At 38.9% G+C, this 23,620-nt stretch carries 20 protein-coding genes; 13 read left to right on the top strand and 7 right to left on the bottom strand.

Going from position 1 to position 23,620, the window contains the following annotated elements; genetic code table 11:
- Window positions 1-12: 12 nt before the first annotated feature.
- From E4N74_RS08325 to rpsU, 3 genes are all read left to right on the top strand, one after another.
- Entirely contained in the window at window positions 13-225 is a 213-nt protein-coding gene (locus E4N74_RS08325; protein ID WP_255817215.1) for a hypothetical protein, read from the top strand.
- 18 nt (window positions 226-243) lie between these two features.
- Window positions 244-750, top strand: a complete 507-nt coding sequence (locus tag E4N74_RS08320; protein ID WP_044977562.1) for a GNAT family N-acetyltransferase — start codon at window positions 244-246, stop codon at window positions 748-750.
- Between the two features lie 94 nt (window positions 751-844).
- Window positions 845-1,054, top strand: a complete 210-nt coding sequence (gene rpsU / locus E4N74_RS08315; protein WP_002673965.1) for a 30S ribosomal protein S21 — start codon at window positions 845-847, stop codon at window positions 1,052-1,054.
- 49 nt (window positions 1,055-1,103) lie between these two features.
- On the opposite strand, the gene E4N74_RS08310 is transcribed toward rpsU, so the two are convergent.
- Genes E4N74_RS08310 through arcC form a run of 3 tightly spaced genes read right to left on the bottom strand, consistent with a single transcriptional unit; the run spans window position 1,104 to window position 3,950 of the window.
- Window positions 1,104-1,595, bottom strand: coding sequence for a GNAT family N-acetyltransferase (locus tag E4N74_RS08310; RefSeq protein ID WP_255817214.1), 492 nt, complete (start codon window positions 1,593-1,595; stop codon window positions 1,104-1,106).
- Window positions 1,596-1,629: 34 nt separating this feature from the next.
- Window positions 1,630-3,021, bottom strand: a complete 1,392-nt coding sequence (locus E4N74_RS08305; RefSeq protein ID WP_255817213.1) for an MATE family efflux transporter — start codon at window positions 3,019-3,021, stop codon at window positions 1,630-1,632.
- The gene (gene arcC, locus E4N74_RS08300) at window positions 3,021-3,950 is read right to left on the bottom strand and encodes a carbamate kinase (protein ID WP_255817212.1); all 930 of its coding nucleotides are present in this window, start codon (window positions 3,948-3,950) and stop codon (window positions 3,021-3,023) included. The genes E4N74_RS08305 and arcC overlap by 1 nt, the downstream gene beginning before the upstream one ends.
- A gap of 286 nt (window positions 3,951-4,236) precedes the next feature.
- Between arcC and prfA the strand changes: the two genes are divergently transcribed.
- The 7 genes from prfA to E4N74_RS08265 all read left to right on the top strand — a co-directional run bounded on the left by prfA (window position 4,237) and on the right by E4N74_RS08265 (window position 13,092).
- Complete coding sequence (gene prfA, locus E4N74_RS08295) at window positions 4,237-5,322, top strand: peptide chain release factor 1 (RefSeq protein ID WP_044977558.1); 1,086 nt, start codon at window positions 4,237-4,239, stop codon at window positions 5,320-5,322.
- A gap of 6 nt (window positions 5,323-5,328) precedes the next feature.
- Complete coding sequence (gene prmC / locus E4N74_RS08290; protein ID WP_255817211.1) at window positions 5,329-6,315, top strand: peptide chain release factor N(5)-glutamine methyltransferase; 987 nt, start codon at window positions 5,329-5,331, stop codon at window positions 6,313-6,315.
- A gap of 170 nt (window positions 6,316-6,485) precedes the next feature.
- Window positions 6,486-7,817 carry a thymidine phosphorylase gene (locus E4N74_RS08285; RefSeq protein WP_044977556.1) on the top strand — a complete coding sequence of 444 codons (1,332 nt, stop codon included), beginning with the start codon at window positions 6,486-6,488 and terminating at the stop codon, window positions 7,815-7,817.
- Between the two features lie 19 nt (window positions 7,818-7,836).
- On the top strand, window positions 7,837-9,960 hold the full coding sequence (gene recJ / locus E4N74_RS08280; protein WP_044977555.1) for a single-stranded-DNA-specific exonuclease RecJ: 2,124 nt from the start codon (window positions 7,837-7,839) through the stop codon (window positions 9,958-9,960).
- 21 nt (window positions 9,961-9,981) lie between these two features.
- On the top strand, window positions 9,982-10,932 hold the full coding sequence (locus E4N74_RS08275; protein ID WP_044977554.1) for a M23 family metallopeptidase: 951 nt from the start codon (window positions 9,982-9,984) through the stop codon (window positions 10,930-10,932).
- A 75-nt stretch (window positions 10,933-11,007) separates the two neighbouring features.
- Window positions 11,008-12,552 carry a hypothetical protein gene (locus E4N74_RS08270; protein WP_255804941.1) on the top strand — a complete coding sequence of 515 codons (1,545 nt, stop codon included), beginning with the start codon at window positions 11,008-11,010 and terminating at the stop codon, window positions 12,550-12,552.
- Between the two features lie 108 nt (window positions 12,553-12,660).
- On the top strand, window positions 12,661-13,092 hold the full coding sequence (locus E4N74_RS08265) for a ParB N-terminal domain-containing protein (protein ID WP_044977552.1): 432 nt from the start codon (window positions 12,661-12,663) through the stop codon (window positions 13,090-13,092).
- Here E4N74_RS08265 and E4N74_RS08260 read toward each other — a convergent pair.
- The 4 genes from E4N74_RS08260 to E4N74_RS08245 all read right to left on the bottom strand — a co-directional run bounded on the left by E4N74_RS08260 (window position 13,073) and on the right by E4N74_RS08245 (window position 18,980).
- Window positions 13,073-14,746 carry an AMP-binding protein gene (locus E4N74_RS08260; protein ID WP_255804940.1) on the bottom strand — a complete coding sequence of 558 codons (1,674 nt, stop codon included), beginning with the start codon at window positions 14,744-14,746 and terminating at the stop codon, window positions 13,073-13,075. The two genes, E4N74_RS08265 and E4N74_RS08260, sit on opposite strands and share 20 nt — an antisense overlap.
- Window positions 14,747-14,809: 63 nt before the next feature.
- Window positions 14,810-16,054 (bottom strand): extracellular solute-binding protein, encoded by a 1,245-nt coding sequence (locus tag E4N74_RS08255; protein ID WP_044977550.1) that lies wholly within the window; start codon window positions 16,052-16,054, stop codon window positions 14,810-14,812.
- Between the two features lie 10 nt (window positions 16,055-16,064).
- Window positions 16,065-18,317, bottom strand: coding sequence for a YncE family protein (locus E4N74_RS08250; protein ID WP_145475325.1), 2,253 nt, complete (start codon window positions 18,315-18,317; stop codon window positions 16,065-16,067).
- Between the two features lie 3 nt (window positions 18,318-18,320).
- Window positions 18,321-18,980 (bottom strand): CpXC domain-containing protein, encoded by a 660-nt coding sequence (locus tag E4N74_RS08245; protein ID WP_255817210.1) that lies wholly within the window; start codon window positions 18,978-18,980, stop codon window positions 18,321-18,323.
- 99 nt (window positions 18,981-19,079) lie between these two features.
- On the opposite strand from E4N74_RS08245, the gene E4N74_RS08240 reads away from it, so the two are divergent.
- From E4N74_RS08240 to mnmE, 3 genes are read left to right on the top strand one after another with little or no spacing between them, the layout of a single operon-like run.
- Window positions 19,080-21,149 carry a putative glycoside hydrolase gene (locus E4N74_RS08240; RefSeq protein ID WP_255817209.1) on the top strand — a complete coding sequence of 690 codons (2,070 nt, stop codon included), beginning with the start codon at window positions 19,080-19,082 and terminating at the stop codon, window positions 21,147-21,149.
- Window positions 21,149-22,189, top strand: coding sequence for a phosphatase PAP2 family protein (locus E4N74_RS08235; protein WP_255817208.1), 1,041 nt, complete (start codon window positions 21,149-21,151; stop codon window positions 22,187-22,189). Before E4N74_RS08240 ends, E4N74_RS08235 begins: the two co-directional genes overlap by 1 nt.
- Window positions 22,176-23,594, top strand: a complete 1,419-nt coding sequence (gene mnmE, locus E4N74_RS08230; RefSeq protein ID WP_255804936.1) for a tRNA uridine-5-carboxymethylaminomethyl(34) synthesis GTPase MnmE — start codon at window positions 22,176-22,178, stop codon at window positions 23,592-23,594. The genes E4N74_RS08235 and mnmE overlap by 14 nt, the downstream gene beginning before the upstream one ends.
- Window positions 23,595-23,620: the final 26 nt, after the last annotated feature.

Here is a 23,620-nt window from a genome sequence, read left to right as displayed (position 1 = left end):
TATTCTGATGTATTGAAGATTATATCAGAATATGGAATTCAAGGCAATATCGTGTACGGGGCAAATTCATCTTATGTATACGATGAACAAATTCAAAATTCTTTTTATGAATTTGAAAAATATCGAAAAACGAATATCGGAGATATTTCGTCGGTAAATGGAAGCTGCCTTGAATTTATCGATGAGATAATCTATAAATACTTAAAACAAAATCTTAATTTATAATAACCTAAGGAAAAAACAATGGTCAGGCTTGCAGAATTAAAGGACATATCAAGGATTGCAGAAATCAATATTTACGGTTGGCGGAATGCCTACAGGGGCATTGTTGACGATATTTTTTTGTTTTGTGAACTATCGGTTGAAAAATCTATCGGCCGCTTAAAAAAGGAGCTTAGCTCTCAAAGCGGCTCATCAGCGTTCTATGTTTATGAGGATGATGGAGATGGAATAATAAAGGGGATGATGCGTACGGGAATGTGCCGAGATGATGATAAGCCTGACGGTTTTGAGTTGATGGCTATTTATGTAGAAAAAGCCTTTGAAAGATCTGGAGTAGGCTCAAAATTAATCACTTACTTTGAAAAGGAGGCAAAAAAGCTGGGCATGCATGAATTATACATCTGGGTGTTTCAAGAAAACCGGATCGCAAGGAATTTTTATGAACTTCACGGGTTTAAACCCGACGGCAAAACCCAAGTCCATGAAGCCTTAAAGGCTCCCGAAATGAGATATGTAAAAATAGTTTAATATCGATAACTAAAATAAGCCTCCTATTGACATATTCTTATATTTTCTATATAATCGGCTCTTGATCCTAAAGCCGGAGGGGGTGAAAAGAAAAATGGCATATGTAACAATTGACGATTCAGAGCATCTTGAAAAAGCTCTAAAAAGATTTAAGCGTCAAGTCGAAAAAGAAGGTATTATCCGCGAATGGAAAAAGAAGGAATTCTACGAAAAGCCTTCCACTGTTTTAAACAGAAAGAATAAGGCCCTCCGCCGAAAACTTATGAAAAAAACAAGACGCTCACGCGATTCAAAGAGCTATTAATGTAAAAAGAGCTTGCGGTTTCAAACTTGAACCCAAGCTCTTTTTTTTATCAAAGCTCTTTTTCCATATAAATATAACCGTCCTCTCCATATTCTTTTAAAATATGCTCAGGTACCTTAGAGGCAGAAAAACCTAATCTTTTATAAAGTTTGATTGCTTTTTCATTTTGAGGAACAGGAGTAACCCAAACCTTTTTAGCACCTTTAAGTCTTGCCTGTTCTATAGCAAAACTCAAGGCCTTAGAGGCAATTCCTCTCCCCCGAGCCTTGGCAAACAGCTTAATATCAAGACTTGTAAGATTATCATGAAGCGTATCGATGGAATACCAAGTTTCTCCGCAATAAACTTCTCCCTCAAAAATCGAATAATGCATGGATAGCGGACTACTCTTTAGCACCCAATCATACCAACGGGCAATTTCTTCATCGGTTTGAACCAAACCATCCGGAAAGCCTACAAATTTCATAACATCACCATCAGCCCATAAGGCTTTAACCAACGGAAGATCCTTTTTTTCGGTCGGTCTAATCAATATTTCCATATAACTACTTTTCTCCTTCTATAAAATAGATATCTTATTTTTCAATCTTAGTCAAGTTTTTGACCCAGCGTTCTTTTTTTAGCTGGACTTCAGCAAGGACGGCTTTCATTATACTGGTAAGTTTAGCAATTGCATACATAATAGGTGAAGACCAATCCGTAAAATAATATAACAAAAGCATACAAGGCATAAATAAAAACATATTTACCGTAGTATCTACCCAGACTCCCATGACCGCATCCCCACCGGATCGGGCTATCGCATATTGGGTGTTTTGAAGGGTCCATGCAGGCATATAAAGAGCGATAAAGATTATAAGAAGCCTTGTAACCTCATGAGAAGCAGGACTTAAACTACGGAACACAATCGGAACCAGCATAATCGAAAAAAGCTCCAAAAGGGATGTTCCGAGACCGAGTACAAAGGCCCCTCTTTTAATCCAACGGGCTTGTTCCCTTGCCTCCTCAAGCTTATTCCTTCCGAGGGTACCGCCTATTATAACACCAACCGAAGTACCTATTGCCGGAAAAACCAAAAAGAATAGGTTGGCAATTGTCCAGCCCGCAGACATACCGGCTACAACTTCAGGGCCTCCCCTGCTGTTATAAACTGCCGTTGCCACTATCTCGCTCAGAACCCAAGACATATCGGCAACAAAGATGAGGGCAGACTTTTTTAAAATCTCATAAAAAAGGTGAAGCTTTATTTTAAGCATGTCTTTTATTCTTACATAGAAAAGAGGCCTGACTTTTTTTGCATAAAGAACAAAAATTATAAGCTCGGCACAGCGGGCAATTACCGTAGCGTATGCAGCTCCTGCGACCTCAAGTCTTGGGGCTCCCAGATTTCCGTATATGAGCATATAGTTTCCGATAGTGTTTACAAGGGTTGAAACAAGGGATATATACATGGGAACCTTTACATTTCCCGTCTCACGAAAAGAGGAGGCTATCCCTACCGAAAAGGCTGTTGGAATAAACGATAATAGGATTATATCGCTGTAAATTACGGCCTGTTCTACTATTTCCTTTTTTGCCGCATTCCCGTTTACCAAAAGGCCTAAAAAAAGGTCTGGTATTGTAAGACAAACACCAAGAAGAACAAGGGCAAAGAGAAAACCGGATATTTGCTTAAAGCGGTAGGCTTGCTGCATTCCTTCTTCGTCCTTTGTGCCGTTATACTGCGACATAAACATTCCGCCTGCACTGCAAAGAATATTGAGGCCGGTTATGTATACGAAGATAATTTGATTGGCAACATTTACCCCGCTCATTTTTAGGTCGCCTAGGTCAGCAACCATAAAGTTGTCTATAAGAGAAACAAGAGATTGAATAAAAAGCTGTACCATTACAGGTACAGCTAATTTTACGGCATTTTTATAAAAAGAAAAAGGCCCAAAATATTTATGTTTTAAATTTGTAACCACTATCTGATTATTGTTCCCGATTTACCGTCGATGGCATCCTTTGCCTTTTCCAAAAGGGTAATAAGGGCATAGCCTTTTTTGTTGGATTCGGCAAACTGGATGGCAGCCTGCACTTTCGGCAGCATGGAACCGGGAGCAAAATGTCCTTCTTCAATGTATTTTTTTGCTTCTGCAACCGAAATTTCTGAAAGCCATTTTTGGTCAGGCTTGTTAAAGTTGATAGCGACCTTTTCTACAGCGGTCAAGATGATAAGGCAGTCGGCATTTAAAAGCTGAGCCAGCTTTGCACTTGCAAAGTCCTTATCGATAACGGCAGGAACACCGCAAAGAGCGTTTCCTTTTTTTACGACAGGAATACCGCCTCCCCCGCAGGTTATAACTATCTGGCCTGCATCGCAAAGAGCCCTGATGCTTTCTATTTCTGCAATATCAATGGGCTTGGGAGAAGCTACAACACGTCTATAACCTCGTCCTGCGTCTTCTACAACATTTTCACCCTTAGCGGTTAAAATATCGGCTTCTTCCTTGGTCATAAAACTGCCTATGGGTTTTGTAGGTTTTGAAAAGGCAGGATCCGAAGGATCTACAAGCACCTGAGTTATCAAGGTAGCAACGGGCTTATTGATACCGCGGTTTAAAAGCTCTTCCCTTAAAGCGGCTTCCAAATCGTTCCCTATATAGCCTTGACTCATAGCAACGGAAACGGCAAGTTCGGGTTCCGAAGTTTTAGGATCGATTTTATGATATTCGGACATTGCCAAATGAATCATTCCAACCTGAGGCCCGTTTCCGTGAGAAACGATTACCTGATGACCTTCTTCGGCTAAATCGGCAATGGCCCTTGCCGTAATTTTAACGGCCTTTCTTTGTTCTTCCAAATTATTTCCCAACGCATTGCCGCCTAAGGCAATAACAATCTTTTTCGGCATAGAATTATCTCCTTAAATAGAATTATCTCCTTAATCCGCCGATTATATAGTATTTTTTTAATTGTTTCAAGCCGATTGTCAGCTGATTGTCAGCCGGCCGGCCGGCCGATTATCGGTCGGCGTTTTTGAAGGAGCCTACAGAACTTCAGCATAAAAAGTAAAATCTTACCGGATATGTAAAAACGTTCTAATACAAACACGTTTTAATGCAAAAACATGCAAAAATGTTCTATTGAAAAAAATTAAAAAAACTGTTATACTCACCCCCTCAAAATAAGGAATTTTTATGAAAGAGCGATTGGATAATTTAAGAAAACGGCTTATTGAAGTCGAAAAAGAAGTTGAAAACCCTAATCTTATCAAAGATGTTGCAAAATATAAAGAAACCATGAGGGAGCATTCCTATCTTTCAAAATTGATGGAAGAATACGATAACTATCTTTCTATCGAAAAGCAGATAGAAGATTCTAAGGTTCTCATTCAAGAAGAAAGCGATGCCGAACTTAAAGAGATGGCGAGGGAAGAGCTTCACTCTCTTGAAGCCGCCTTTGAAAAAAGCGAGGCCGATCTAAAGATGCTTTTAATTCCGCCGGATCCTCTGGAAGAAAAAAATATTATTATGGAAATACGGGGCGGTACAGGAGGTGATGAAGCTGCCCTCTTTGCGGCCGATCTTTTTAGAATGTACACCCACTATGCCGAAATGAAAAACTGGAAGTATGAGGTTTTGTCCCTAAACGAAACCGAGCTCGGCGGTTACAAGGAAATTACTTTTTCCATCTCGGGAAAGTATGTTTACGGAAGTCTCCGCTATGAGTCGGGTGTTCACCGCGTTCAGCGTGTTCCCGAGACGGAAGGCTCAGGCCGTATTCACACCAGCGCCGTAACTGTTGCGGTTTTGCCCGAAGCCGAAGAAACCGAAATTGAAATAAATCAAGAAGATTTGCGTATCGACGTTATGCGTGCAGGCGGCCCGGGCGGTCAGTGCGTTAATACCACGGATTCGGCTGTCCGCATTACCCACATACCCACCGGTCTTGTTGTTATTTGTCAGGACGAAAAAAGCCAGATTAAAAATAAGGCAAAGGCTATGCGTGTTTTGCGAAGCCGCCTTTATGATTTGGAAGAAAGTAAAAAGCAGGCCGAGCGGGCTCAAAACAGAAAAAGTCAAGTCGGTTCCGGCGACCGTTCGGAACGTATCCGCACCTATAACTTTCCGCAAAACCGCGTAACCGATCACCGTATTAACTTAACCCTTTATAAATTGGATGCGGTAATGCAGGGTGCCTTAGACGAGTTAATCGATGCCCTTTGTATCGCCGCCCGCGAAGAAATGATGAAGGCCGCAGATCATCACTTGGAGCATAAATAAGGCTCAATGCTTTTTTTTACCGTAAAGGATGCCCGTCTTTTTGCAGCCCAAGCCTTTCTTTCTTCGCACTTTCTAACGAGGAACGGGTACGGAAGAAATGCAGCCCTTTTTGATGCCGATATTTTAATGGCCCATATCTTAAAAAAAGAACGCTCATGGCTTTTGTCTCATTCCGATTTTGATTTTTTACCTTACAAGAATGAGCTTGAAGCTTTTGTAAAAAAAAGAGCTTCGGGATTTCCTATCGCCTATTTAACCGGAACAAAGGATTTTTTCGGAAGAACTTTTTATGTAAATGAAAACGTGCTTATCCCCAAGCCCGACACCGAAACCTTAGTAGAACATGCTTTAAATTTTGCAAGGGAGAAGTTAAAAAAAAATGAGCCTCTCTTTGTTTTGGATATTTGCACGGGTTCCGGCTGTATCGGCCTTTCCCTTGCTTCGGAGCTTTATGAAGGTGCTTTTATGCAAAATACTTTTAATAAACCGCAGAGGGCTCAAAGAATGCAAAGTTATTTTGATAAAAGTTTTTTTTTGGTTCTTGCGGATATTTCGGAGGAGGCTTTAAAAGTGTGTAAAAAGAATATGGATTCTATTTTGCCCTCCTCCCTTTATAATAGAACTATTGCAGTAAAAGCCGATCTGCGTCTTTCTTTTCCCTGCGTGCCGGAGTCAAAACGAAGTTACGATTTGATAACGGCGAATCCGCCCTATGTTCCGTCAGAACTTATGGAGAGCCTTTTGGAGGACGGCCGCTCTGAACCCCGCCTTGCCCTTGACGGCGGCATTGAAGGGCTGGACTTAATTCCGCCCTTGGCAGAAAACTCTTATTTAAGCTTAAACCCCGGCGGAAAACTTTTTGTCGAAGCAGGGGAATACAACGCAGCTCAGGCTGCCGATATTTTTAAGGATGCGGGCTTTTCTCAAGTTAAAGTCCATAAAGACCTTGCAGGAAACGACCGAGTCATAGAGTGCATAAAGTTAAGCTATTGAAAGAGATTATTTTTTTGGCCTGTGCAACATTCTTAAACTATTTTTACATATCTCATTTTGGAAGTACCATTTGGATGGTGTATTGATGGTGTATTGAAGCCTTGACAAGTTAAATCTTAGACTTGACATTTATGTACTTTCATACTAATATCAAAAATGAGAGGTAACACATGAGAGCAACGGATATTATTATGAAAAAACGCGGGATAAAGGGACAAAATATTGAACCCTTAAACCGTAAAGAGATAGAGTTTATCGTAAATTCTTACGTAAGAGGAGAAATTCCCGAATACCAAATTTCGGCATGGCTTATGGCAGTGTATTTTAACGGAATGACCTTTGAAGAAACGGCTATTCTTACCGATGTTATGCTTCATTCCGGGAAGGTGATGGATCTTTCACACCTTAAAGGCCCCTTTGTCGATAAACATTCTACCGGAGGGGTTGGAGATAAAATTTCTCTCCCTCTTGCTCCCATTGTTGCGGCAAACGGCATTAAGGTTCCTATGATGAGCGGCAGAGCCCTTGGCCACACGGGAGGCACTCTTGACAAACTTGAAGCCGTTACCGGTTACCGCACCGATTTGACGGAAGCCGAATTTAGGTCTTTTATAGAAAAAACGGGCTTTGCTATGACCGGCCAAACAAAGGAAATTGTTCCTGCAGACCGTCTCCTATATGCGCTGCGGGATGTTACGGCTACGGTCGAATCCGTTCCGCTTATAACTTCAAGCATCCTTTCAAAAAAAGTTGCAGAAGGCTCTGAAGCTCTTGTTTTCGATGTAAAATGCGGAAAGGGTGCCTTTATGAAAACCTTGAGCGATGCAGAGGCCTTGGCAGTAAGCCTTGTAGGTACGGCTAAGGCAATGGGAAAAAAAGCGAGAGCTCTTATAACCGATATGAATGAACCCCTCGGAATTATGGCCGGAAACTTCTTGGAAATAGAAGAAACAATAGATATTTTAAAAGGACAAGGCCCTGAGGACAGCACCGAGTTGACTTTGCAGCTTGCAGCTCAAATGCTCATTTTGGGAGACAAGGCTAAGACGGAAGAAGACGGGCTTTCTCTTGCAAAAGAAGCCGTAAGCTCAGGCAAGGCCTTGGAGCTTTTTATGCAAAATATAGAACTTCAGGGAGGCAACCCTAAAACCCTCATAGCTGAATATAAAACCCGCCGCAGCAAATTCTTTGAAGAATTAAGGGCAGAACGGGACGGCTTTATTGAGAGTATAGATGCTTTTGAAGTCGGTATGGCCGGTGTAAGCCTTGGAGTCGGAAGAAATAAAACCACCGATCCCGTATGCCCCGATGCCGGAGTTGAAATTTTAAAACATAAGGGCGATTCCGTAAAAAAAGGAGACCTTATAATGAGGGTCTACGGAAAAGATTCGGCTTCGGTTTCCGCTTCAATGCCTTTATTAAAAAATGCTATAAAATATTCCGATAAGGCTCCGCAAAAAGATAAGCTTATTTTTAAAATTATCAAGCAAGAAGAACTTTAAATCCAATGCGGAGAAAAAAATGGACTGGCAAAAAAAAGAAATCGGCCCCGAACTTGTAAACGAGATAAAAAGAAAATACGGTTGTGATCCTCTGACTTCGGCAATATTGGTACGCCGCGGTATTATCGAAGGGAAGGATATACTATTCTATTTGGAAGACGATATGCGCTATCTTCACAGTCCCTTTCTATTTAAGAACATGGAGGATGCCGTAGACCGTATCTTAGATGCAAAAGAAGAAGGCGAGAAAGTATTGATTTTCGGAGATAGGGATGTGGACGGTATTACAAGCACGACCCTTCTTTATGAAGCCTTAAAAGATATGGGGCTTGACGTGTCATGGCGTATTCCTACCGGAGATGAGAGCTACGGGCTTTCTATAGAAGCCGTAGAAAAGCATGCTGCAAATGACGGCACTCTTATTATAACGGTTGACTGCGGCATTTCCAATTTTAAGGAAATTGAAAGAGCTAATAGTTTAGGTATTGATGTAATTGTAGTCGATCATCATACCCCGCAGGAGAGTGTACCGGATGCGGCCGTAATAATAAACTGTAAGATGCCCGATTCGGGCTACCCCCACGAAAATTTATCGGGCTGTGCTACGGCATGGAAACTTATTACGGCAATCCGTTTCGGAATGCAGCCCTTTTATAAACAGCAAGTTTCCCTTTTAAATGTGAGACCTGTAAATGACGCCTACTCGATAGAAGCGGTAAAACTTGTAAATATGGTTCAAATCGGAAAAATTACCGAAACAGTAGTTCCGGGTATGCTTTCTTTTTCTGAAACAAGGCTCGGCTCTTTTTTAAACGGTCAGCAAATATTTGTATGGGATGCTCCCTTACAAAAAAAACAGCTTAAGAACATCTTCGGAAACGGAATTGAATTTAATTTTTTTGATTTTCAGCCTGAGGTTGCAAAACAATTTCCCCAAATGGGAGATATGAGCCTTTTGCGTTTAAAGGAATTTTCGACAATCGGAAAATATTATGAACAAGCCCAATCCGAACTCGAAACTTTTAAAAACATTTTTATAACCTTTGTACAGCAAAAAAACAGCTTTTACGGAAAGCGGGAGGCTTCAGAAATTCAGCTGGTTGCCCTCTCGACCCTTGCCGACCTTATGGAACTGACGGGAGAAAACCGCATTATAGTAAAACAAGGTTTAAAAGAAATAAACAAAAAACCACGGCTGGGGCTTGTAGATCTGATGGCTATGCAAAAACTTTTAGGGGCTCCAATAGGCACCGAAGATATAGCATGGAGTATTTCTCCCTTGGTAAACGCCTCCGGCAGAATGGGTAGGCCCGAAACGGCTGTTGAGCTTTTTCTTGCTCAAGATTCGGGCGAAAGAACGGCAAAGGCTCAGGAAATATTTCAAATGAATGAGGACAGAAAGGCACTAGGTTCTAAGGCTTGGGAAATTGCCCTGCCTTTGGCCGAAAAAAGTTTAAAGGAATATAACGAAAAATTGGTACTTGCGGTAAGCGCAGAATTTCACCGCGGAATTACAGGAATCCTTGCAGGAAGATTGGCCGAATACTTTAAACTTCCGGCTCTTGCTATCTGCCTGATGCCTGACGGCAGTGCGGTTGCCTCCATAAGGTCGGCCAGAGGTTTCCGCCTTTTGGACTTCCTTGAGCCCTATAGCGAGCTTTTTTTAGACTATGGAGGCCATGATTTTGCGGCAGGTTTCGGAATTGAACAAGAAAAACTAGGCCGGTTTTTGCAAAACTTAAAGCAATTTTCACAGTCAATGGAATTTGAAAGTGATGCAAATTCCGAAACCCTTATAATTGATGCAGAGCTTCCCCATGATTATTTAAAGCCTGAAATTCTAAACTTGGTAGATAAATTTGAACCTTACGGATGTAATTCCCCTGCTTTGACCTTTATGACAAAGAGGGTGAAAATTTTAAATGCAAATATTATCGGTAAAGCCGAACCTCTTCATTTGCGTTTTAACTTGGAATGCGGAAAATATAAATGGAATGCCCTTTATTGGAAGGCTGCCGACAAGCTGGGTACGGAGTTTAAGGTTGGGGACTATGCCGACATAGTATTCAATGTATCGAAAAATTATTTTAACGGTGCCGTTACTCCTAAAATGGTTATCAGGGATTTAAAAAAAATAGATTAGCTTAATTTAAGGATTATTAAAATGTTAAAAAAAAGAAGTTTTCAAGTATTTTTGTTTTTTTGTTTTTTATTTAGTCTCCATGCGTCAGGAAAAACGGATGTTTCCGATAGTGAACAAAAAAACAAATCTGAAAAAACTCCGTATATTATTTCGATACCTTCGAGCGGAGATTTGGGTTCTTTTTTTAACGTAAAATTTAAGGCTGCACGAAAAATAGAAAAAGCATGGGTTACTGTTTATGACACATCGGAAAAAAAAGTTCAAACTATCAATGCTTTTCCTATTGATAAGACGGAAAAAGAATGGGCGGCAATTGCGGCTGTTGCCGTTTGGTGGAAGACGGGAAAATGGAAGATTCGGACCCATCTGATAATTGAAGGAGCCCTTTTTGAAGAAGATAGGGGCTTTGAGGTTTTAGAAAAAGAATTTGAAGAATTTGTAATGAAGTTGAGTGCAAAAAATTCTCAAATTTTAAGAGATACCAGCCCTAAAAAAACGGAGCAAAGGAACAGGTTTGCCGAAGTTATAAAAATGCAAAACCTTGAAAGCCTTTATTTTAAAGGCCCTTTTGTAATGCCGTTTAATGCCACAAGAATAAGCTCAACCTTTGCCGAAAAGCGTACCTCAAAATATCCTGACGGAAAAACTTCGGTAAGCCGGCACTGGGGAGTCGATTATCCTGCTCCCAAAGGAACGCCGATTTTTGCTCCGGGAGCAGGAAAGGTTGTACTTGCCGAAGAAAGAATAGTAACGGGATGGACCCTTGTAATCGAACATGCTCCGGCTGTTTACACCATTTATTATCATCTCAATAAGATTCATGTAAAGGAAGAAGATTTTGTAAAACAAGGAGAAAAAATTGCCGACATCGGCACGACGGGATTTTCTACGGGGCCGCATTTGCATTGGGAGTTACTTATAAACGAAATACCTGCCGACCCCGAACTCCTCCTAACAAAAGAATTATTTTAACGTCTTATGGTTATATAGCTACATAGTATTGACAAAAAGTCTCTAATCCTTTATACTGCTTTTGTGAGGTACTATATGAAAAATTTTAAATCTTTTATTTTATTCACTCTTATCGGTATTTTTGCAGGATTCCTTGTTTCTTGCGGAAATAGGAACGAAAAGGACATTATAGCATTAAAAAAATTATCCACAGAAAGAGCCGAAAAATCCATTAAGAAATTTGAAGATGAATATTTTATGACTGAGGCTATAGAAAAAAACGGATCGGTTATATTTGATGCCCAAATTAAGGATTTTAAAAATACTATTAAGAACAACAAGGCTGATCAGCAGCCTATGGAGAAGGCCGTTATTGAAACGCTTATCAAAAACAAAATCGGTTTAAATTTTACCTATATTAACGACCAAAAAGAAAAAGCTCTTTTTTATTCTTACGGTATCAAAAATCCTGTTCCCGAGATGTCCGATATCCCTATTTTGATTATGAAATTAGGAGATAAAAATATTGAGGCTGCCAGTCCTTTTTTAAAGGATACTACATTTTATCTGCCCTCAAACGGTATAGGTAAATTTTTAGCCCTGATCTCCCCTAAAGATTTCTTTTCGTTTTTTAATATGGACTTTTCCTATACTGAAATAAAAAACATGATGACTATGCAGCTTGACAGGCATTCTAAAAAAAGATATTTAAATGCCGAAAAAGCTATTTATAAAAAAGCCGATATAAAAAAGACCGATTCGGGATATGAAATTACTTTTAACAATGAACAGCTAAAACAAGTTCCGTCTCTTATTTGGTATGCCCTAAAAAACGATAACCGCTTAAAATTAGTGTTGAGCATGTATGAAAATGTTCTTACAAAAGAAATGTTGGATAAATTTTCCGAAAATCTTTCACCTGAAAAAATAGCTATCCCTGAAAATTTACGCATTACCGAAAAGATAAACGTAAAAGACGGATTAATTTCAAAAGATATGTTTACGGTTTTTGTAGCGGATAAACCATGGCTAAAATTAAGCTATGAAATTGAAGACTATGATTATGTTTTAAATAATTTAATTGCAAGTATAGAACTTTTTAGTGATGTAGATTCTTCTTCCCATACTATCACATTTACAAGCAGGGGGGAATCAAACGAAAATAAAGCCGATTTTATGATAAATATGTGGCTTACTGCTAATGATTCGATGAGTGAAGATTTGACATTAGGAGCTCTAAATTATGCCATACTGATAGATAAAACAAAACAGTCCGATAATTTTAAGGCTTCAATGAATTTTGCTTTTCCGAAAAGGATTCCCGTATATTCCGATGAAGAGCATGATGATAATAAGATGGAAATAATGGAAATGGCTTGTTTGGGCAGCTTTAAAAAGAACCCGGATAGTGTAGAGTTTGGCATAGATAAGGTATCTTTAACCGTTCCTGGTGAACTCGGCGGGGGCAGTCTTGAACTTGAATTGGATTCAAAAATGATTATGACTAACAAGATCCTAAAGAACATAGAAATGCCTAAAGATAGGATGAATGTGCTTGAAATGAACTCTGAGGACTGGACAAAAGTCAAAGATGAGTTTATTATGAGTATTGAAAGTCTATCAAAGGAGTATGGAAAATAAATCCTTTGATAAAGGATGTGTGATAAACAGTTCGGCACAAATGCTGCCTCACTGTTTATCTGCCGAGTTTGCCTTATCGGCAAACGCCTTAACTATTATGGGGGGCTTATGCAGATTCCAATAGATGATATAAAAGTAAAGCAAAGAGCTAGAAAAGAATTTATAGAAATTGAAGAGTTGGCAGAAAGTCTAAACCGTGTAGGGCTTTTAAATCCGATTATTGTAAATCAAAACAATGTGCTGATAGCCGGACAAAGGCGATTGGAAGCTGCAAAAAAGCTGGGTTGGAAAATGATTGAAGCAAGGGTACTCTCTGTAGAAGATGCGTCTCTTGCTCTCGATATTGAAATTGAAGAAAATGTGCAAAGGCAGCAATTTTCAGATGAGGAGCTTTTAAATGCTTTTGCACGCCTTAACCGTTTAAAAAATCCGGGATTTTTTGTAAGGCTATGGCGTGCAATAAAGGCCTTTTTTAAAAAAATCTTCGGTAAAAAAACTCAAAGTAGTAGTAAGCTGACCCTTAAAACAGGGAAGCCTTAAGCTCTTCTTTTAGATTTTCATTTTGAGTTTTTCCATAACGAAAGGTGTAAAGGTAACGCTTTATCTTTTGACTTGCGGTTTTTTCAAATTCGTCTACAAGTTCAATTTTATCTATCTTTGAAAACTTGTTTACTTTAGAGTTGACAAAAAATCTTATTTCGTTTAAAACTTCTTCCCTCTTATGCATTATCGCATTGGAAATTCCTGAGACGGCACCTCCTATGGCATCTTGTAAGCGTACGTAAGCGACTAGGGATGTATTTTCTCCTTCAACAACTAAGGATTCTGATACAAGAGGGTGCTGGTTTAAGACAAATTCTATGTCTTCAGGATAAATATTTTCTCCTGCAGCTCCTAGGATCATATTTTTTGACCTTCCTTTTAAGCTTACTTTCCCTTTATCATCTATGATGCATAGGTCGCCGGTCTTAAACCAGCCGTCTTCGGTAAAGGCTTCTTTTGTTAAGTCCGGGGCATTGTAATATCCTTTCATTACATTGGGGCCTTTTACTAGGAGCTCTCCTACTCCTGTTTGAGGGTCTTTGTTCCCTATTTTTATTTCTATCTCCGGAACGGTAATACCTATTACGCCGGGAACGGTTTTGTACACTGCGGAATAGGCAATCAGTGGAGAAGTTTCGGTAAGGCCGTAACCTATTGCATACGGGAATTTTGCGTCAACCATAAATTGTTCAACAACCGGATCTGTTTTTGAGCCTCCTATACCGAAAAATTTAAGACGGCCGCCGAAGGTCTTTTTTAGCTTTTTTCCGGCCTTACGGCATAATAATTTTCTTCCCAGTTTTGTTCCGTAAATTTTCTTTATAAGCGGACTTGCATTAAAGGCAGGAAGAATTTTTTGTTTATATATTTTTTCGATTATAATCGGAACAGCCAGCATAAAGTGAGGTCTCACTTTTTGAAGGGCAGGCAGGAGGTTACGAGGAGTAGGCGGACCTTCAAGATAGTAGATGCAGGCGCCGTTTAAGATAAACATTAAAAAGCCTATTGTAAACTCATAAACATGGGACATGGGTAATATTGAAAGAGCTGCCTCATATTGGTTTATTCGCTGACAGTTCTGACCTGCAATAGCCGTAAAGATAAGATTTTTATGTGTTAGGACAACACCTTTAGAGCGGCCTGTAGTTCCTGATGTATAGATAATCGAAGCTATGTCTTCTTCCTTGCATTTATGTTCCGGTATGGGAGTATCTGTTTTTATTTTACCTTTTTTTACGGAAAAATCTTCTATGTTTATTATAATATCCAATTCCTCAGCATTTTTTAATTTCGGAAAAAGTTTTTCTCCGATGAAGACGGCTTTTGTACCGGAATGTTTTATACAGGTCATTGCTTCATCTTCGTTAAAATCGGGTAAGAGAGGAACTGCGACGGCTCCAAGTGTAACTATCGCAAAATATGAAACTGCCCACTGCGGTGAGCTTGTGCTGAAAATTGCTACTTTATCAAGAGGTTTTATACCCAGTGAATGTAATAGTCCTTTTGTAGACTCGATTTTTTCTTTAAATTCTGTGTAGCTTATGGGTTGTTCGGATACATATGAAAGAGCCGGTCTATTTGAAAATTTTAAGACCGAATTCTTTAATAAGGCCGAAAATGTATATTCCCCAAGGTCATCGATTGTCTGCATAAATCCTCCGTTAAAAGTTCCATCAAATGTCTAAGACAAACGAATGATGATAAAGTTGCATTTTTATTGATTTTTATACCATTCTGCTATTCTTTTATTAAGAGAAGGAATAGAATCGGGGTAGGCCGAGGTATTACAAGCGTCCTTCAGATAGGGCATTAGAATTTCTTTTTTTAACATCGGCCAATTGCTCGGCAAGATATGAGGTGCATAAAAGCTTTGTGTTTGAGGCAGGTGAGCCAGCAAAAGCGGATAATACCTTGGGAATAATTTTTCGGTTACTTGGTGCAGGGCAGAAAAACCTCCTGCAAGGCCGAAGGAGTTTACCATTAAATCCATTTCATTGGCTCGGTTTAAAAGCTGCTCTTGGGTTTTTACCTGAAAGAACCAAATAAAAAAGGCCTCAGCCGCTTTGACGTTTTTTGCATTACTGCAAATTCCTCCGTAAAGAATGTCGTCTTTTAACGGAGTCTTTCCATTAAAGGCCAGCCATCTAAAATCTATGTTTTCCAATCTTTTTTGAGTAGCTGAAAAGAGGTCTTCGCTGGAAGCATAATAAAAAAGGCATTTTCCGTTTTTGACTAAAACATAGGGTGAGTCATAAAGATATTTGAATTTAAAGTCATCTTCAGCGGCTGCCGATGTGTTAACCTCGCTGCTCCAATCTCTTATATAATTTATTGCATTTTGAAGAGACTTATCGTTCCATGAAAAAAAATCGTTTTCTTCTTCAAATGAGGCATTAAAACCTTTAGTATTCATGTATAAAAAATCGTCCGACCAGCGCGGAGAAAAACCCATTGCCGTATAAGCACCTCTATTTATTTTGTTAAACTTAATTGCAAAATCTCTTATTTCATCGGGAGAAATGGAAAAATCGCTATTTGTTTTAAACTTATTTGCCGAAGAAAAAATAATCATCGGCAGGTTAAAACTTATAGGTAATAGATATTGATTAGCGGAAATATTTCCTAAGTTTAAGAGTTCGGGATAAAAGTCATCTTTGTTTATCTTTTTTTCTCCGAAAAGATTGTTGATTTTTCTAAATTTTACTCTGGCCGATTTACCTTTAAGCCATGAGCCTATAACTATGTCGGGCTGCACATCGGTATTTATGAGAGCATCGACAGGGCTTTTTTTGTATTCGACAATAACTTTGTGTTCGTTTTGTGAGTTATTAAAAACCTCACAGTATGAAACAAACTCTGCCCTGTCCGTCCAGATGACGGCTATCTTGTCTTCTTCGGTTTTTGCACATGAGGTAAAAAGCATTACTGCAAGTATAAAAAATAAAATATATCGTTTCATAAATCTTCTCTTACTCTACTGTTACTGTTTTTAACATAGCTCCTGTTTTCCGCTCATACCACGATACGGTATCGCCGAAGTTGAGGCTTACAAAATATTTTTTTAATATAATAGCTTCTTTAGGAAACCCGTAGAAGCGGGATAATCTTCTGGCTTGTTTTGAGGAGGTATTGTAGTGAACAAGGGAGCTGTTTCCTAAGTTGGTTAAAATGTCGTTTCCCGAAATTTCCAAAAAGGCATCTACGCTTTCTTCCTTGTAGGAAAGAATCGGTTTAAAGGTGCTGTCTATAGGATTTTTACGGTTTAAGCTGATATGCAGCAGTTCCGTCTTGGTTGAAGGATTAGTTCCTACCAAAAAGCAGGCAAGACTGTTCGGGCGCGACTCATTTTGTTCAAGCGAAAAAGCTAAATTCCCTTCCATTGGGATGGGGCTTGTTTCTTCCGTTAATGTATTGATTATAAAAACCGGACTTTGAGTACGTCCTATAGCACTTTTGGCAATAAGCATTGTGTTATCGTCTACTTGAACCGCATTTTGAATTCCGGGGGCAGTGTAAACGAATTCTTTTTTCCCGTTATCAAAATTAACCAATGTAACACCGTTAAAAGATTCGACATATAAAAATAAATTTTTATAGAACGAAACCGATATAACAGTTTCTTTGGGGACGATAATATTTTTTAGTGTCTTTGTATCAAGAGAGTAATGGGATATGGGGGTGCCCTTTTTTATATCCGACCACAACAAAAAGCCGTTGTTGTAAAATTTAAATTTATTTGCTTTAAGGTCTTCGATTATCGGAACAGTTTTTTCTTCCGGAGAATTTTGAACATAGATTTTTCCGGACTTTAGGATATATAAAACATTTCCGTCGCTTGTAATATCATCTATTTTTGAGCCGGCGTAGGTGAGCGGTTTTTCCAGATTTACTGAAGAGTTTTCGTTTAAACCTATCATGTAAATTGATCCGTCTTGCGTTCCTATTATCATATGATTTTTAATATGGCGGGCTGCCGTTATTTTGGAATTACCCGGCACATAAAAACCGTTTGAAGAAGCGTCTCCCTGTCTTATACACCATTCATTTTTTCTTCGGGTTCTTTCAATCCAAATAGGAATCGAATCTTGAATTTTGGAAGCAAAGAGGGCATATCCCGCTTGATGCTTGGAAATTGTTTGTCCTGTAGCCGCATCTATTACATAGACATTATTGCCCTTATAACCGATTATTCTTGTGAAGTTTTTTATAAGATTCGGATTTTCAAGTTTGTTTTCGGTTCTGAATTCTTTTAGTTTTTTTTTCTTTGCTATATCGGTGTAAACAAGGCGGCCTGATTCCCCGTAAGTTACAATATTTTTTTCGGCTGACTCGGTAGCTGCCAAAGAAACTATTCCGGGAGCTTCTTGATAAATGTTTTGCACGATGCCTTTTGAATCCAATACCGTAATACCGTCGGTAGACCTATTGCCAACAAAAAGATAGGTTCCATTGGCCGACCATGAAAGAGATACAACAGAATCCGATAACCGTTTTGAAAATAATGTTTTCTTTTTTGCCCAATCCCAAAGAGAAACTTGATGAATGCTAAAACCGTTTGTTTCATAAACTGCAACGAGTTGTCCTTTAGGATGTACTGCTATTTTTTGTATGGGCATACTTGAAAGCTGCCAAGTATCCGGTTCGAATTTCGGATAAGAGTATCTGGTAACAAAGCCGTCCTTTCCTGCTGCAAAAAATATAGGCAATGTCCCCGAATTCATTATCTCCGTAACGCCTCCTGAAAATTTATGAACGACTTTTGCCGAGCGCAGCCTGTCTTGTTCGGGTATGGCCGCTCTTGCGCCTGAGTTACGTGAATAAAGGGCCTTGTCGTTTGCAACTGCAAGGCTCATGGCTTGAGCAAATACAAGAATATTTATTTTGGTTTCTTCCGGCTTTATCTCTGAGGTTTGAGCTTGTGGATTTGCACTTGGTGCCGGTTGAGTTTGCGGCGTTGCATTTGAATTTGTTTCCGCTTGGGCTTGCGAGGCAGGATTGGAGTTTTCTTCCGGCTGTGTTTGCGAGGCAGAGTTCGAGTTTGCTTCCGGTTGTGATTGCGAGGGAGTGCTTGAGCTTGATGTTCCGCCTCCTTGTCCGGTTCCTGCCTCCGTTTTCTGTTCTTGATTTTCGGCAACCTCGCTCCAAGGCAGATCCGTATTTTGAGCTCCTAATGAAAAACATAAAATCAAAGCAAAAAATAAACAAGCGCATTTTTTGTACATAGACTATAAATCCCTTCCTTCGGTAAAAATATTTTGATAGGAAAGATAGTTTCCTAGGTAGACTGCCGAAAAGACTTCGGACTTCTTTTTGTTTTTTATATCTTGACAAATTGAGTCATATAATTTGACAGGAATTTTCATAACGGCTACTTGATCTTCTTTTAGTCCGTAAACATAAAACTCGAAGCAGCCGTCATTGTTTATCGAATGGAAAAAAATTTTTATCTTTTTCCCTTTTATGTCTTTTCCGTTGTCCAATATAAAAAATTTTAATACTTCCATGGCATGAGGATCAAGCCCGGCTTCCACAACGGCAAGCCTTTCAGCCAATTCCGAATAGCCTATAACCGGAGTTTCATCGGCTTTTTCATATTCTATCTTTTCAGCTTTTTTTGTTTTTTCGTTTATTTCTTTTAATCCGGAACAGCTTGATAGACAGGCTATCCTGTCGGCTTCGGGAACAAAGAGTAAAATAAGATTTTTAGAAGGCCATTCGATCCGCGTTTTTATTTCGGAACGTACGTTTCTTCCGCATTTAGGGCATTTAAAGGTTAAATATGAACCGTCGTTTATTTTTTTTAATATTTCAGGTTCTTTATCTAAATTTATTTTAGCTTTATGTTCAATTTCAAAACTTGTATCGCATGGGCAATATATTTTCATAATAAACTCCAATATTCTTATATTATAACATATTTTAGAGAAAAATGTAAGAGCTCGCAAAAATGCCTATAAAACACCGCTTGCATATATCTTCAATTTGTGGCATTATGTAAGCCTATGAAAATCTGTTATTGCGGTAAAAGAGCTTTAAAGCTTGCTTTTGTTTTGTTGATTATTATGCTCCCGCTTTACGCCCAAGATGTTTTTTTAGCAGGAAACGGCGAGGGCTTGTTTAAGATAGAAAATTTTAAAACAAAAAAAATATGGAGTGATTCTTCTGTTTTAAAAATATGTAAGACCGGAAACCAGTGGCTTTTTTTAACGGACAAAGGCCTTGCGGCAAGTAAAGATTTAAAAGACTTTTATTATCTAAATGAGAAGCTTCCAAAAAAAATAATTAAAAATATAGATAAAAACGGAAACAAAACTTTTATAGAAAAAATTCCTCAACTAAAAGATTTGGAAGTTCACCCCTTTAACCCTAATATCTTTGTTACGGCAACTTCAAGCAATGTTTTTTTGACGAGGGATTCAGGGAAAACATGGGAAGACCTCGGGGCGAATCATTCTGTAAACGGAATAAAGGCTGTCTGCGTTTTGGATATGCCTAATTCAAGAGGTGAAAAAGTTTTGACGGTTTTTGTCTCGCATTCGATAGCCGGTGTTTCATGGAAACAGCCTGATGTTAATTCAAAAGTATGGAATGAATTAAACAACGGTTTAAAAAAAGGACCTGAGGGTGTTGAAGAGGTTTCGGATATTGTGTTTGATCAAACTTCAAAAAGTGTTCAAGTTTATTGTGTTCAAACTTTTTCAGGAATAATTTATAAACTTGATTGGAGCAGAAAAATATTTACATCATTAAACAAAAAAGAAAAAGAACTTGTTTGTGCGGATAGTCTTAATATTATCGATAATACTGTGTTTGGAGTTATAGAAGGAGATATACTGCAAAGCAATTTACTTATGCCGAAAACTCAAATTTATATTTATAAAAATTTATTTAAACCTTATGATAAAATTAAAAACTATCTTAAAAAATCAAATTATCTATGTGCTTTTGTGCCCAATACTTTAACCATGCTTAGCGGTAACTTATCCTTATCGGAACTTTGGTTATTACATGATAAACAAAATCAAATCAATCCTTATGCAAAGAAAGCGGATGGAAAAAAAGGTATTTATACGCCTACTCATCAGATGAGCGATGAAAAATCTTTTGAAAACCATCTTAAAACAATCAAAGATAATAAGCTCAATGCCCTTGTAATCGATATGAAAGATGAAGCAGGCTTTGTCCGTTATGAAAGTAAAAACGAAGATATAAAAAAATATAACGGCATAAAGTATACTCTCGATATTGAAAAATTTATAAAACGAGCAAAGGCGGAAAAGATTTATCTTATTGCCCGAATTGTCGTATTTAAAGATAAAAATTTATATAGATATAATAACGGACAATATGCCGTTCAGGATAAAGAAACCGGAAAGCCTTGGCAGGGCTATAATCTTTATAACGGAGAAAAAGAAATTATACAGGAGCATTGGGTTGATCCTTATAACGAAGCCGTTTGGAAATACAATGTAGATATAGCCGAAGAACTTTGCTCTCTCGGCTTTGACGAAATTCAATTCGACTATATTCGTTTTCCTACCGACGGCTTAAACCTTGCAGATGTCCGATACCCTGCAAGGGAAAACGGCATGGACAAGGTCGGTGCGCTTATGTCTTTTTTAGCTTACTCACGCGAAAGAATCAAGGCTCCTATTTCTATAGATATTTACGGAGCAAACGGCTGGTACCGCACGGGAGCCCGCACGGGGCAGGAGGTAGAACTCCTAGCCGAGTTTGTAGACGTTATTTGTCCGATGTTTTACCCAAGTCATTTTTCTCAAAGTTTTTTAGCCTATAAACCTGCCGAAGAAAGACCTTATAGAATTTATCATCAAGGTTCTTATAGAAACAAATTGATTGCACGCAACAAGGTAATTGTACGCCCTTGGGCTCAAGCCTTTTTTATACCCGTTTCGTACGATAAAAAATACTATGATGAAAATTATGTAAAACGTCAAATTTTGGGAATTAAGGATTCCATAGATGAGGGTTATATTTATTGGAATAATTCGGGACGCTACTTGGATTTGCGCCCTGATGGAGAGGGCTTATAATGACGGAACTTACGGCAGCTTCAAAAGAGCTTCATTTTATACATCAATGGGGAATAGAAGTAATCAGGGCAGTACAAAATTTTTCAAACCCTTTTCTTAACGAAATAATGAAATTTTTTACGGATGCTTCAACCTACGGATTTGTCGTTTTTATTATAGGTTTGTATCTTTGGTGTATAGATTATAAAAAAGGACTTCATCTTGCTTATGCAGCTGCCTTTACCTCAGGACTCAACGGGGGGATTAAGCGGATATTTAAAATTCCGCGTCCCTTTATACATGCACCCGAAATTATGCTTAAAAGTATAGGCGGTTTTTCAACGCCTTCAGGTCATTCTTCGATAAGTTCTTTTATCTATCCGGCTGTTTTGTTTTATAAGCCTTTTGGAGAAAATCTCTCAAAAGATTCTCAACAGGTAAAGCATCAAAAAAGCGGTACTGCTTCGGTTAAGCTAAAAATCGCAGCTGCAATTATTCTCCCGCTCTTGGTAGGTTTTTCACGGGTTTATCTCGGTGTGCATTATCCGACCGATGTCTTATTAGGCTGGGGGCTTGGTTTGGTAATATTTTTAGGGCTTATGTTTTTTCTTCCCGCAATGGAAGCAAAACTTTCCAGTTTAAATAGGACGGATGAGAGCGATGCCCAAAATATTAAACTCAAAAAAACTGAATCAATAAGATTTACCATTGCAGCTCTTTTTTCATTTATACTCATTTTAATTTCAAAGGAAAAGGTTCAAGAAGCCGGCACAATCCTTGGGCTGGCTTTTGGGAATATCCGTATCCTTGAAAATTCAAAATATAGCTTTGACGCTTCTTCGGGAACTTCGGTTCAAAAAATTTTACGTTTTATAGTCGGTTCTGTTCTTTCATGTATTCCGATTGTAATTTTTTATATTTTAAAAATAGATTCAAGTTATGCTCAATACAGGCTCTATCGATTTTTGGAATTTTTTGCAGTCGGCCTTATTGCCTCAGGTCTTGCACCGATAATATTTTGCCGCTTAAAAATTTCGGGAGAAAATAATGCAGATAGGTAAATATGCCTTAGACGATCCGATAGCCGCAATAGCAACGGCTTTAAGCCCGGCAGCCCTAGGAATTGTCCGCACTTCGGGGAAGGGGGCAATAGACCTTGCTTCCGTAATATTTTCAAGACCTCAAAAACTAACAGAAGCTAAAGGCAACACTATCTTGCATGGCTGGGTTTTAGATCCCGAATCAAAAAAAGAAGTTGATGAGGTTATGGCCTGCGTTTACAGGGAACCGAAAAGTTTTACAGGAGAAGATTCCGTCGAATTTATCTGTCATGGAGGAACCGCCGTAGTTTTAAAAATTTACCGCCTTCTAATTGAGAACGGTTTTAGGGCGGCCGAGGGCGGGGAGTTTACCTTCCGTGCCTTTGCCAACGGAAAGGCCGACTTAACGCGGGCTGAGGCTGTAAACGAAATCATCAATTCAAAAACCGATATAAATATTGAACTTGCTGCAGGCCGCCTATCGGGGAATCTTTTTTCAGGTATAGGAGAAATAAAGAAAGAGCTTATTGCAGCTATTGCGGCGGCCGATGTCGAAATAGAATACCCTGAAGACGAGGAAACAACCGGCGGGGCATTTTCCCCCGATTTGATTTTACGGATTATCGAACCTCTAAAAAAATTAGCCGATTCATGGGCAGCGGAAAAAATCTTTATTCAAGGAGCTAAGGTTGTCCTTGCGGGGAGAACCAATGCAGGGAAGTCCTCCCTCTTTAATGCTCTCCTAAAAGAAGATAGAGCCATAGTTTCGGATATTCATGGAACAACAAGGGATTGGCTTGAAGCCTCCCTAAATTTTAACGGTATCCCTGTAAGCCTTTACGACACTGCCGGAATACGCTATACTAAGGATTCAATAGAGGCTATAGGTGTCGAGCGGAGCTTGGAGATGAGCCGGAACGCAGACCTCATCCTCTACCTTTGTGACCCAAAGGATATCCTGTCCGCAGGTAGTTTAAACAAGGATGATTCCGAATTTATAAAAAATGCAAAGGCTCCGGTAATTACGGTTATCACAAAAGAGGACCTAATCGATACCGAGTCAAAAGAAAAAATAAAAGAAATCTTAAAAGCCGAAAAAATTAAATATCCCATAATAATTTCATCAAAGGCTTCTAACGGGATTAAGGCTTTATCTGAAAAGGCCTATGCTCTTCTCGCAAAAAATACCGGCAGTTCAGACTTTTCTAAAACGGCCTCCCTCGGAAGTGAGAGGCAGAGGGATGCCGTGCAAAAGGCCTTGGATGTGCTTAAAACGGCCTATCAAAATGCCGTTGAAGGTTTTCCCCTAGACCTAATTGTAGAAGACCTTGAAGAGGCTTTAAGCTTTTTGGGTGAAATTACCGGAGAGGTACGCTCCGACGATATCCTAGATAAGGTATTTTCGGGCTTTTGTGTCGGAAAGTAAATTCTATAGCGGCAATGCTTTTATTG

This window comes from Treponema putidum (genome assembly GCF_024401155.1).
GTDB lineage: Bacteria > Spirochaetota > Spirochaetia > Treponematales > Treponemataceae > Treponema_B > Treponema_B putidum.
This window is presented reverse-complemented; position numbering and strand designations above follow the sequence as displayed.